Source organism: Micromonospora sp. NPDC048040 (assembly GCF_055587185.1).
Map to the genome: position 1 here is coordinate 46,088 of NZ_JBVJGT010000045.1, position 11,644 is coordinate 57,731.

Genomic DNA, 11,644 nt, shown 5'->3' on the forward strand with positions numbered 1-11,644 from the left:
CTGCCGAGATTCCGGCCTCCGGGTCATGGGAGCGCATCGCATCCCCGCCTTGCACGGCGTCGACCGGCATCGATGGCGCGGGCCGGACGCGGTGTCTTTGCCGGCCTACCGCAGCCACCGCAGCGCGGCGTCGGCGGTGTCCTCGGGGCTGCTGTTGAAGGCGATGGCCGCGCCGGGAGCATGCTGCCGGACCAGGTTGATCACCTTCTCGAAAAGCTCAAGCAACGGCTCGTGCTTGCGGATGCCGCCACCGACCACCACGCAGGCGTAGTCCTTGCGGGTCAACGCCTCGATGATCGCTCCCTCGGGATTTTCGTCGGGCGCCACCAAACACAGGTCGGCCTCGATGCCGTGATCGCCGAAACGGGCCTGACCGCGCGCTATCGCCGCCGCAACCGGCTCAGGATCCCAGCCTGGGATCCTGACGGGATCGAGACCGACCACCAGCACTCGCCCCAGTGCCATGCATCCTCCTACCTCCCACAGAACGGTCCAGCCCCAGCGCCGCGACACGTGGGCAGGAGTTCGTCAAACACCGTCAACGTGTCGAAAAGGCAGCCACCCGGCCCCGATGCTGCCACAGAAGGAATCAGACGTACTCGATACCCGGCCACCGGGGCCGATGCCGTTCGTTCTCTGATCGGCACGTCCGCGCACACACCGGCTCGACGTACGGTCACGGCGGGTCTCGCTCGACTGGTGGCAGATACGCGCGCCTGACCCTATCGCTAAATCTCGATCCAGTAACGCCGGGCGGGGCGGAACTTGGTGTCCCGGATGCCCTCAAAGACGCCGCCACACCGCTCGATCGACTTAGCGCGCGTATCGGGTCGTGATCAATGAGCATCGCAGCTTCCGGGGCGGGTGCCCGTCCGGGGTACGGGGCCCGGCGATTTGCGGCTGCGCCGTATGGGCGCGAGTGACCGGAAGCGATGCCGCAGGCAGGCAGCGGCGGGGCCCGAGGGCCCCGGCTGCATGCCCGCCGGGATGGTGTGTCAGACCATGGCGAGCCGGTCCACCAGCAGCTCCACCCTCGGCTCGGTGTCCTCCGGCGGCAGCCGTCCCGCTCGGGTCAGGGTGGCCAGCCCATGCACGGCCGCCCAGAACACCTCGGTGAACAGTGCCGGGTGGACGCCGTCCCCGGCGACCTCGCCGAGGCTTTCCAGCAGGGCGGCGAAGGCCTCCTTAAGAGGTTGTGGGGTGTCCTCGCTCGCGAAGGCCAGGCCGCCGTCGAGCTCGAACATGGCGTCATAGACCGCCGGGTTGCGTGCGGCGAAGTCGAGGTAGGTGCGGGCGAGGGCGGTGACCCGGGCGCGTGGGCCGTCCGCGGTGGAGGTCGCGGCCCGCAGTGCCGCGGCCATCTCGGCGGCGCCGTCGAGGGCGACGGCGCCGATGATCTCGCGTTTGCCGCGGAAGTGGCTGTAGAGGACGGGCTGGCTGTATTCGATGCGCTCTGCGAGCCGGCGGGTCGTGACCGCGTCCCAGCCCTGCTGCTCGGCGAGTTCGCGGGCTGTCGCCACGATGAGGCGCTCGCGCGCCGCCCGTTCGCGCTCCTTGCGTTCCTGTACCGACATGATTCGATCCTAGCACCGCTAGACAATCAAGCGGCAGCAGCACTAGCGTTGCCTCACCGGCTAGCAACACTAGATGCCAGGAGGGTTTCATGCTCAACGCACTCGAGGTCTTCACCATCGTGGTCGTCGGCCTGATGGTGGGGGTGGAGTTCTCCGTCGCCTTCGTCATCAACCCGATCCTCAACGCACTCCCCGGTGACAGTGGCCAACTCGGCCGCGCCCACGGAGGCCGGATGCTCGGCGCCGTGATGCCGGTCTGGTACATCACCTCGCTCATCCTCGTCGCGGTCTGGGCCATCGCCGGATGGCACCACCACGGCAACGGCCTCGTCGTCACCGCCGGCGCGCTGCTGATCCTCAGCGTGATCATGTCGATCCTGCTGCTCGTCCCAATCAACAACCGGGGCAAGACGTGGACCTCTGACAACCGGCCCGCCGACTGGAAGCAGCAGATGAACCGCTGGGACCGCTTCCACTACGTCCGCGTCGCCGTCATCATCGCCGCCTTCGCCCTGCTGGTCGCCGCCCTCATCTGACCCGCGGGCCGGTACCGCGCCGGTGGCGCACAATCCCCACTCCCCGGGCGGCAGCGGGCCATGGAAATCCCGACATCCCGGAATGCAGCTGCCGCTCAGAGCCACAACTGCGATCCCGACAACTGCGCCCCTCGATGACCTGCGCGGCTCCCGGCTCTGACTCGGATGACGTCTTTGATCCAGATCACCGAGGCACGTAGCCGAAGCCCGGCGAGGTAGCTTTCCGGGGTCTTGTCGTAGCGGGTCGCGATGCCCCCGCCACGCCTTGAGCTTGTTGATCAGGCGCTCGACGGTGTTCCTCTCCTTGTAGAACTCGGCGTCGTGGTCGACGGGGCGTCCCCCTTTGCGACCCTTCGTCTTCCGGTTGGCGGCCTGGTCCCGTTTCTCCGGGATGACGGCCTTGATGCCGCGCCTGCGCAGGTGGGCGCGGTTGCCGCGGGACGAGTACGCCTTGTCCCCGGCGACCGCGTCCGGCCTGGTGCGAGGCCGCCCCACTGGGCCACGGATCCGGATCTTCCCCAGCACCGGGATGAACCGTGGGCTGTCGGCCGCCTGCCCCAACGAGTATCCGGCCCAGCGCCCAGGCGGCAAGTCCGCGCCGACGCGCGGACGGCCGGATGCCGTACCCGATGTGACCGGCCCACCGCACGTAGTCGTCGCTACCGTGCCGCAGTGCAATCCCGCCGAGCACGCGATCGCTCTCGACGATCCATCGATGCGTGCAACGGCGTTTGCGAACGTCGATCGTCTTCGCCGGATCCGACTGGTCCGCCAGCCGCGCTACCCAGGCCGCGAACCCGGCCGGCGAATCCACCTCGTCGGAGGGGCCCAGCCCGAAGCCGTCCTCGTGTAACCCGGGACCCCACTCCGCATGAGCCTCAAGCCAAGGCACCGTGCAGGCGGAAGGTAGGTGCGATCAACTCGGGCACCCGACGACAATACCCGCCAGAGCACACACGGACATCAACGTAAAAATCCTGCGAGCACCCCCACTCTCCTCGGCAAGTCCGGATGCCCGTAGTCAAGCCGTCGTAACGGTCCGCGGCCCCGGACCGCAGCCGATGGGTGCTCGACCCAACCGCGCCAACCGAGCCGCGCCACTTTACTCAAGGAGACGGCGTAACAGTTCGCGACGCCTTCCACGTCCAGCAGCACCCGGCGCCGACCAGCCGATGTGCAGCAGGTACGAGGTGGCGCCGCCGGAGCCGCGGCCCTGCTCCCGCCAGTTGCCGATGCGCCAGAGGCTCAGGCGAAGTCGGGATGGTTGAGGTCGACCGTCACCGAGTTGCCCCAGTTGTTGGTGAACGCGACCGGCCAGCCGTGCACCTCCACTCTCTCGAACGGGTTGGAGTCGGTCAGCGCCGCGATCCACATCAGGTTGCGGTCCTTGTCGAGCCGGGCGAAGAAGCCTTCGGAGCCGCGTCTGCCCAGTGCGCTCGCCCGGCGGCACGAGCGGTAGCCTCAGGGAAGCCGTTCGGTGAGCGTTTCAGCGGGGTGCACGTCTGGCCTCGATGAGGGTCCGAGTCGAGTGGGCCACGAAGGCACCGTGGTTGCGAATGTGGGCGTCCAGTCGCTCGAGGGTGTCCCGGTACCGCTCCACGGTAAAGCCGGGCACCCACCAGACGCATTTGCGCAGGGTGTAGACGACCGCGCCGATGTCGAAGAACTCCATCCGGCAGCGAGCGGTGCGCAGGTCCACGATCTCGAGCGCGGCCGCCCGCGCTGCCGCGGCCTCACGATCGGGGTGACGGCCAAGCCGCTCCTGCGGCAGCGGGCCGAGGAAGAACTCGATGAGCTCGAACGCGGATGCCGGCCCGACGTGCTGGGCGAGGTACGTGCCGTCATCGGTGAGCACGCGGGCGATCTCGCTCCAGTTGGGGTCCACTGGATGGCGGCTCGTCACGAGATCGAAGCTGGCGTCGGGGAAGGGCAGGGGCCGTCCATGCTCGACGGGCACGACCTCGACACCGCGGGGCGACAACGCGTGACGGGCGCGCTCGACGTTCGGAAGCCAGCCTTCGGTGACGACCATTCTCGGCGGTAGGTGCGGCACCTCGGCGATGATCTCGCCGCCACCGGTGTCGATGTCCAAGGCCGAGGTGACGTGGGGCAGGCGTGATGCGTTCAACCGCGAGTACCCCCACGGCGGACGCTCTTCCGTTGCCCGGCCTTCAAGCCAGTCGAAGTCCCAGCCGGTCACGTCCACTACGGCGGCCTCATCGACCAACTCACTGAACGTACGCACACCAAGTACCCTGCCGGTGCCGTCAACTGGTTTGCGTGGCCACGCCGCGTCCGCTCATCGGCACGTCCGGATGCATACACCCGTGAGCGGCTACTTGCGTGACGAGCGGTTCGCGGCAGATGAGTGCATGGGAGTGGAAGTGCCTGGGCTGCTGGCTGCTGACTGCGGGCGATCGAAAAGCGGGGCTCATCACGCTCATCAGCGCGAGCGGGTGGCAGCACGCCGGGCGACGTAGCGCTCGCTCGGCGACAAATCAGTGCGTTGATTCTCCACGCAGGGTCATGACCCGCACATTCCGTTGTTGATCGCAACAACGGCACGACGTGCCGGCGAACGCAGGCGGTGGGTGCCGGGCACTGGATCCTGTGAGCGGGCGGTAACTGCTATGGTCCGGCATGCTGCTCAACCGCGTGCGTACCACCGTCGATGCTGACCACAGCCAGTATCTTGTGGCCGATCACGACGCCAACATCAGCCGTGAGTCCACCACCGGAGGCACCGGACTCATCGGCCCGCGGGGCGACACGGCCCTCGTGTGCACCGGCACTGCGTACGGCCCGGTTCGGCTCACGGTCGAGGCGCATGATGTCCCACCGGCCCTCGACCCGGAATCCTGGGACGAAGTCGTGGACGTGAGTTTCGAGCTGCCCAGCGCGAGGCTGACCATCCGGACCCTCATGGCGGGACCGGCCGCCACCTTTGACATTGCATCCGGTAGTGGTGCCTACTGGCTCCGGCTGCAGGCGCGAGGACGCGACGACGCCCGAAACGACCCCAAGGGCGAGAACGACGAGCCGATCGAGGAACACCTGATCCTGGTCTGGCCTGCCGACAGGATCCCCGACGTTCCGCACGCCGTCGTGCACAAGGCCACCGACCGGGTCGGGGCCTACCACCGACACGAGGAAACTCGGCGAGGCGGCTGGACTTCATCGACTGTGGAGTTTCGTACCTCACCAGCGCTGTGGTCCATCCCTGACTGGGTACGGTGGCCAGACGAGCCCGGCGTACAAGTGCCGGTAGACCAGGCCGTCCTTCGCTCGGCCCGTCTCGACTTGACCGTGACCGCGGTGACCGTGTACCGGACGGGGTGCCTGATTCTCCTCAACGTCCATGCGCGGCGGTCAGATCTGGACCTGCCCGGATGGAAGAGGTTCAGCGATGTAGCACAGCACGGATTCGGCTTCCCCGGACACTCCGTTCGCCGCCCACTCCATCCCGATGCGCTCCGGCTGAGCATCGCCTGGCCGGGCCAGCCACCGGTGATTTCGGCGAAGGCCAGGGATACCGACAGCCAGCAACCCGACGGGCCGACTCTCGTGGGCTACTGGCACGGCGCCACCGTCATGCGGGACTACGTGGTCGCCGACCACCGGGCGTGGCTGTGGCCGCGACCACCCGGGCACTCGCTGCAGCTCACGATGGAGTGGCCAGCCCTGGGCGTATCACCGACAACAGTCACGCTCGACGGTGCTCGAATCGCCGCTGCCCACCGGCCCGGCGCTGCCTACTGAGCACCGGCAGCATCGATCAACACAAGCACGGGAGCCTGTCCGCCCTCCGACCGACCACAACAGACAGATAGTGCGACCACGCAACCCATCCGTCGAATAGCATCGACATCCACAGTTGCGCAGCCGGCATAACTCGGACGTCGATCATGCCGATGAGCTGCCAAAACTTCAGATCAGGCAAGTGCGGCTGGAGTGCTAGTCGTGCTTCGTTGGGTTCTGTGGCGTTCATTGCGGTGTAACGGTTTCACGGGTTGGTGGCAGGTCATACAGGCGTCGGTCCAAACCGCGACGAGTCGTTGTAGTACTCGTCGGCGACCAGACGTGCCCCGCCGTGCCGACAGCTGGCCGTACGTCAGAGTAGATCGCGCGGATGTTCCCTTGGTCGGCCTCCCGCTTGGTGTGCCGTAGACCAGCCCTGTGGTTGCTCGCGCCGAGCCCGGGCGGCCACCGTGGGTCCATCCACGGGTGGAGCGAGAACCGGGTGTCGTCCACCCGTTGATCAACCCCGCGGTCGACGACCAAGCAGGCACGCCGTTCCTAACATCCATGTCAGCAACAAGCGATCGCAATCACCCACGGCCGAGACCGCTTCAAGCCTTCAGGTTCGCGTCCGGTTGTTGCGAGAGGTTGGTCCGCCCGGCAACCGACTCCGGCGGACTCACGAGACTCAATTAAGGAGGAGCGGCGTGCGTAATTCCCTTTTCCGCATCGCACTCACCACCGCCATCACCGCCACCACAGTGGCAGGCCTCGCCGGACCGGCCCACGCGGCCGATGCGGCCACATCGGTGACCAGCCCCTATTGCGCTGACCTGCAGGCGCAGTACACCAGCGACCTCAACATGTACCTCAAGTACAACATGTTGGCGCTCAGCAGCAAGGATCCGGCAACCCGCACCCTTTACAGCACCCTGGCACGCCGCTACTTCACGTATTACCAGCAGGGCCTCGCCGTGTACCAGGCCAACTGCTGACACTGGCAGTGCCGCCCCAACTGCGGGCTGGCGTAATCCTCACCGCGGCGGCTCCCGGGCTTTACCCGGGAGCCGACACGTCGTCAGCACGGTCCTACACGGCGGGCAGCCCAGCCCGCTCCTGCAGGCCCTCGATGACATCAACCCGCAGGTTACGGCCCGACAACGACGTTCGCGAGCGGCTCGCCCGCCGCGTACCGCCGGACCTGGTCGACCAACAGCCGGCGGGCCCGGGGCGCCAACGCGGCGGTCAGGCCGCCGACTTTGCCAGTACCGTCCAGTGGCTGCACGACGGCACCGCCCAGAGACCGCTCGCGGGTAACCGGCCGGGCTTTGAACGGGATCAGCGGTCCGTCGACATCGACGAAGATCAAGGGCTGTTGGCAAGGCCGGCCATCACGCTCGAACCGTATCGTGGCCCATCCGGGCTGAGCCAGGTGTGCGCACTATCCCGGAAAGGAACGGCTGTTCGCTGCACGCACCCTCGTAACACACCCGGGACGCCCGCTCAGCGGCAGATCCAGACGCCTTCCTTCGCCATCGCGATCTCCATGGATACTGTGGCCATGATGACCTTCAATGGGTCCAGGCCCGCTGCGCCTTTGGCGCCGTGCGTGGACGGTCAGCGCAACGCGCGAGCCCGTGCCCAGTCGATGATGCGGTCGACATGTTCGGCCGCGCGGGGACGGCCGGCGAAAGCGTCCCGCAGCCCGACGCATGCGGCGTCCAACTCCGACGACGGTCCGCGCGCGGCGAGCAGCACCACCAATGGCTGCCAGTGGCCGACCTGCTTGTCGCGCAGTGCCAGCAGCTCGTCGAGGTAGCGGCCCGGCTCCAACAGCTCGACCAGCCGGTCCGCCGCCCGCGCCACCCCAGCCAGGAGATCGGCGCGCAGCCGGTCCACGTCCGTATCGGCCGCCACCCGCCAGCGGTCGGCGTACCCGCTATCGGAGTGGGCGGGATCGGCGCACTCGACCCTGCCTTCTAGCACGCGGATCCCGTCGGCCTCGCCCGCCTTGTCGATCGGGCTGGCAAGCCCCTTTGTCCACTCCCACCACGCCGCCGGCACCACGGCCGTATTTAGATAGAAAAGTTTCGCGTCGAAGGTCGATCCCTGCGATCCCTGCTTCTGGACCACAGCGACGCCCTCGGGCGTGACCAGCCGCCACAGGCCACCGGAACCACGAAACCCCAGCGGGCGTAACGCCGCCCCGACGTCGCGCATTAGGCCCCGCACCAGCGTATCGAGATCAGACACGTCCCGACGATACTGTGACCCGCCAACCCCCGGGTAGCACGCAAACCAGCGGCCCAGGGGAACATCCCTTCCGCCGCACGGGCCACCACCAACCCGGCCGATCAACACCTACACAAACCGAGAGCACGTACCTCGAATCCGCCTAAACTCCAGAGGTCTCGGGCAACCTACGCCGAAATGCATGTTCATCAGTTTTCAAACGTACTGTCATCGGCAAATCAGCATGTGGGCGGACGCTGAGCGGCTTCACCAGCAGTGACGAAGGGGTTCGTTGCTGCTGCTGTAGAGAGCCGCGAGCGGCCACCTCCGGAAGAGATCTCCTGGATAGGTCGTCATGACGGTTGTAGCGGTTCCAGGTGCCACCCGGCGGCGGCGTGGTGTCGTTGGGTGGTGTGGTGGTGGAAGACCAGAGCCTGAGCGGCGGCCGGCGCCGGAGTCTGAAGTACGAGCTGGCGGAGCGCTGCGAGGCGGCCCGGGACGGCCGGGACGCCGAGTCGCGGCGGATGACTGGCAGGGTCAGGTAATCCGACTGTCTTGTATTCGCGTTGATGCCCGCTCCAGCAATCACGGTGAGTCGCGCCGGCCCTGGTGCTGTTGGCCAGATCTGCCGCCGACGATCATGGTCTGACGATGCGGCGGCCGACCTGGATGCCGGACTGACAGTGATGCTGTCGAGACGACTGGCGCGCCATGTCAGCGGCAGATCCGGTAAACGACAGAGATCGAGAACGGTTCGGGAGGCGAACACGCTGTAGTCCGTCCGCGGGGCTCGTCGCCGCGGTCCAGCAAGGTCTCGGGGCATCTTGGTCATCAGCAGGACAGGGACGTGGCAAATGTCCTTCACCCGTTGGGGTAGGTGACAACCGGCTCCGCTTCCGGATCGGAATACGCCCAATGGGCGCCCGGCTGAGCCTGACGGGTGAGGACCGCAACTGACGGCTTCGACAGCGGCCGGTAGGGCAACTCATGAAGCAAGCGGCTTGCTTCTTCGACGGGGAACCAGCGGGCCTCCTGAATCAGACCATCTGGGTCGCGGACGTGCAGGGTCGGATCCACCACGTCGACGGTGAAGTTCCACACCCGGCTGACGGTGACTGCTCCGGTCACCGCCGCCGTGCCATGAAGAACGAGGTCCGCGGTTGCGACGACCAGACCTGTCTCCTCGGCCAACTCTCGGCGGGCGCCCTCAAACGGCGTCTCGTGGTCCTCGATCCGCCCGCTCGGGATGTTCCAGTAGGGGCCGCCCCACCGTGGGTACTCCTCGTACACGAGAACGACTTTGTCGTCGTGATGTGCGAGAACGCCGGCGTACCGGGACCGACTCATGCTTGGCACGGGGGCCATTCAACCTCACCTCAGCACCGCGCACGGGCACGGGCACGGGCACGTCACAGCTTTCACTATCTGCGGCAGATCCGTGCGTTTGTCGTACAGGAAGTCGCGGCGTGGACGCCAGCTCAGGGAAGGTCGGGATCCGGGTGCTCGGCCGCGAAACGCTCGCCCGCTTCCTCGTCGACCAGCGAGTTGTCGACCAGCCATTCAACCGCCCGCCGCCTTGCGCGAACCTCGCGGAAAGCGTGCCATGCTGGCAGCAGGTGCGGATACTCCTCGTGCAACTCGTTCTTGAACCGCCGGAAGGCACCCCGGCCCTGGATAGCTCGCGCGAGTCGGCGGCCGGCCGCCGCGTCACTGATCCTCTCAGCGAAGTCCTGGTACCAGACGTAGGACCGCAGCGGATCGATGCCCACCAGGTCGAGGTCGTCAAGTTCGACGGGCGTGTGTCCGTCGATGCCGCCGTCCGTCGTCCAGAACACGATCTCAGCGGAATGCGGGTTGATCAGCCATCGGTGCTCGCAGTCGGTCTGGTCCTCGAGCGCGGTAGCGATCTCCTCCAGGTCCAGCCTGCTCAGGTCAAGCATCCAGCCACCATAAACCCGCTTCATTCCGCGTTTCGACCAGCGATAGCACGCGACAGTCCGGGCGCCTACCGGCGTGCCGTCCACGCTCGCTACGTGACGCTCGGATCGCGGCAGATCCGGGCGTCGGGCGTTCCCCTCGAACGGGCATGGCCGGCGCAGCGTTGTGCGGTCAGAGCAGCGCGATCTGACCCGGCAGCGGCTCATCGTCGAGGCGACCGTCGAGCTGCCACAGCCGAAGCAGGTCCTCCTCATGATGGCGGGTGAGCCATCGGCCTGGCTGCTGTGCAGGATGGATGGAACCGAATCTGTGGGGGTGCGGGTACCGCATCTGAGATCGGCATCGCAGCCTGCACGCCGACAGCAGTAGATGGCCTTCGGCGTCGTCCGGCAGGTCTGCGGTGCTGACAGCGATCAGGATCAGTTCGTCGGTGAGGAACACAGCTCGGTCCACGTATCGCCAGCCTCGTGGCGTGTCCGGCAGGTCCTCGAGGTGTCGCTCCGCGATCACGTTGTCGGTGGTCACGTTGCGGACGGACACAAAGCCGTCGAATGCCGTGGTCAGATAGCGGTCGCCCGCTGGGCTGAAACCGGCGAGGTCGTCACCGGCCAGCGGTCGCAGCACGATGTGTCCGGCGTTAAGACCGATGAGCATGGAGGGTGACGGCTCGGGATGGGGCAGCGTCAAGCCGGTCCAGGTGTCCGCGGGACGGTGCACGAACGAGGCAGCCTCGGGGCCGGGCAGCGGCGTGCGGTTGATCTCCTTGCCGGTCGCGGCGTGGATGGCGACAAGTTCCTTGGTGCCGGCCAAACGGACCCAGAGGATGTCGTCGCCGTCCAGGTCGAAGTCGGCGCCGACGGTGGCACTGCCGCCGAGTCGATCCCAGCTGCTACGCCAGAGGACTGCGCCGTTGTGGTCAAGAACAACAATCTGGTGCTTATCGCCCGCTGCGACGAGCTGGCTAGTGGCACCGACGTTCATCCGCGGGTCGTCGAGAGGCACCGCAAATCGCGCCACGCGACGCAGGTCGTGGTCGAACAGGTTCACGGTGAAGCTGGCGGACTCGGTAACCGCCCACCCAAGGCCAGTTGCCTGCGTAACATGCCGAATGCCGGGCAGCCACACCTGGTTGATCAAGCGGGGTTGCATCGCAGCAGCATAGAGCCATTTCGACGAGGCTGGCGGGGGTCGCCTGCGCGGATCGCGGCATGTGCGCGCGTCGCTCAGTCCTGCCGGGTCTAACGAGCGCCGACGTCAGCGGCCGATACGGAAACGCGCTCACCCTCTACGGGAGGAAGCCGGCCCGTTGAGCCACGATCTCTGACCGCACAAGCTCCAGGAGACGACCCAGCCAGTTGCGGCCTTTCGTACCACCGCTCCAGTAGGCCGAGCTGATGTTGTAGTCGATGCGGCCGTCGCCGGTCCCAAGGAGCACGTCTGCGAGTTCTTGGTGTTGATTGAACTTGGCGCGCAGGATCGTGTGCATCGCGGTGAGACGAAGGTGGGGCCAGTCCTGCCTAATCGGCGCACCTCCGACGGCGCGCTCGACGCTAAGGGCTGTCGTGGTGCGGCGGATCGCCGCGCGAGCGGTCTCGTCGGTGGTGGCCAGCGCCCAGTAGGCGTGCA

Annotated in this window: 13 protein-coding genes and 1 pseudogene; 3 read left to right on the plus strand and 11 right to left on the minus strand. The window is 66.9% G+C overall.

Annotated elements, in window-relative coordinates; all coding sequences use genetic code 11:
• Positions 1-105 precede the first annotated feature (105 nt).
• Positions 106-465 carry a hypothetical protein gene (locus ACZ6O2_RS28575; RefSeq protein ID WP_466024999.1) on the minus strand — a complete coding sequence of 120 codons (360 nt, stop codon included), beginning with the start codon at positions 463-465 and terminating at the stop codon, positions 106-108.
• A 530-nt stretch (positions 466-995) separates the two neighbouring features.
• A complete protein-coding gene (locus tag ACZ6O2_RS28580) occupies positions 996-1,574 on the minus strand; it encodes a TetR/AcrR family transcriptional regulator (protein ID WP_350711913.1) in 579 nt (192 codons plus the stop codon).
• A gap of 89 nt (positions 1,575-1,663) precedes the next feature.
• Between ACZ6O2_RS28580 and ACZ6O2_RS28585 the strand changes: the two genes are divergently transcribed.
• Positions 1,664-2,110, plus strand: a complete 447-nt coding sequence (locus ACZ6O2_RS28585; protein WP_466025000.1) for an anthrone oxygenase family protein — start codon at positions 1,664-1,666, stop codon at positions 2,108-2,110.
• Positions 2,111-2,205: 95 nt separating this feature from the next.
• Here the strand turns inward: ACZ6O2_RS28585 and ACZ6O2_RS28590 are convergent.
• The 3 genes and pseudogenes from ACZ6O2_RS28590 to ACZ6O2_RS28600 all read right to left on the minus strand — a co-directional run.
• Positions 2,206-2,668, minus strand: a pseudogene (locus tag ACZ6O2_RS28590) (transposase); the annotation flags it as partial.
• A 687-nt stretch (positions 2,669-3,355) separates the two neighbouring features.
• The gene (locus ACZ6O2_RS28595) at positions 3,356-3,484 is read right to left on the minus strand and encodes a hypothetical protein (protein WP_466025001.1); all 129 of its coding nucleotides are present in this window, start codon (positions 3,482-3,484) and stop codon (positions 3,356-3,358) included.
• Positions 3,485-3,596: 112 nt separating this feature from the next.
• Positions 3,597-4,355 (minus strand): methyltransferase domain-containing protein, encoded by a 759-nt coding sequence (locus ACZ6O2_RS28600; RefSeq protein WP_466025002.1) that lies wholly within the window; start codon positions 4,353-4,355, stop codon positions 3,597-3,599.
• Positions 4,356-4,750: 395 nt separating this feature from the next.
• Here ACZ6O2_RS28600 and ACZ6O2_RS28605 point away from each other — a divergent pair, with 395 nt between their 5' ends.
• On the plus strand, positions 4,751-5,869 hold the full coding sequence (locus ACZ6O2_RS28605) for a hypothetical protein (protein ID WP_466025003.1): 1,119 nt from the start codon (positions 4,751-4,753) through the stop codon (positions 5,867-5,869).
• 686 nt (positions 5,870-6,555) lie between these two features.
• Positions 6,556-6,843 carry a hypothetical protein gene (locus ACZ6O2_RS28610; protein WP_350712721.1) on the plus strand — a complete coding sequence of 96 codons (288 nt, stop codon included), beginning with the start codon at positions 6,556-6,558 and terminating at the stop codon, positions 6,841-6,843.
• Between the two features lie 152 nt (positions 6,844-6,995).
• Here the strand turns inward: ACZ6O2_RS28610 and ACZ6O2_RS28615 are convergent, their stop codons facing one another.
• The 6 genes from ACZ6O2_RS28615 to ACZ6O2_RS28640 form a co-directional block, all read right to left on the minus strand.
• On the minus strand, positions 6,996-7,217 hold the full coding sequence (locus ACZ6O2_RS28615) for a hypothetical protein (RefSeq protein WP_350712722.1): 222 nt from the start codon (positions 7,215-7,217) through the stop codon (positions 6,996-6,998).
• 248 nt (positions 7,218-7,465) lie between these two features.
• Complete coding sequence (locus ACZ6O2_RS28620; RefSeq protein ID WP_466025004.1) at positions 7,466-8,101, minus strand: DUF4304 domain-containing protein; 636 nt, start codon at positions 8,099-8,101, stop codon at positions 7,466-7,468.
• An 840-nt stretch (positions 8,102-8,941) separates the two neighbouring features.
• Positions 8,942-9,445 carry an NUDIX hydrolase gene (locus tag ACZ6O2_RS28625; RefSeq protein ID WP_466025005.1) on the minus strand — a complete coding sequence of 168 codons (504 nt, stop codon included), beginning with the start codon at positions 9,443-9,445 and terminating at the stop codon, positions 8,942-8,944.
• 113 nt (positions 9,446-9,558) lie between these two features.
• Positions 9,559-10,020, minus strand: coding sequence for a UPF0158 family protein (locus ACZ6O2_RS28630; protein WP_466025006.1), 462 nt, complete (start codon positions 10,018-10,020; stop codon positions 9,559-9,561).
• 169 nt (positions 10,021-10,189) lie between these two features.
• Positions 10,190-11,167 (minus strand): hypothetical protein, encoded by a 978-nt coding sequence (locus ACZ6O2_RS28635; RefSeq protein ID WP_466025007.1) that lies wholly within the window; start codon positions 11,165-11,167, stop codon positions 10,190-10,192.
• A gap of 136 nt (positions 11,168-11,303) precedes the next feature.
• Positions 11,304-11,644: NADAR domain-containing protein (locus ACZ6O2_RS28640; protein WP_466025008.1), on the minus strand; the 341-nt coding region annotated here is incomplete at its 5' end.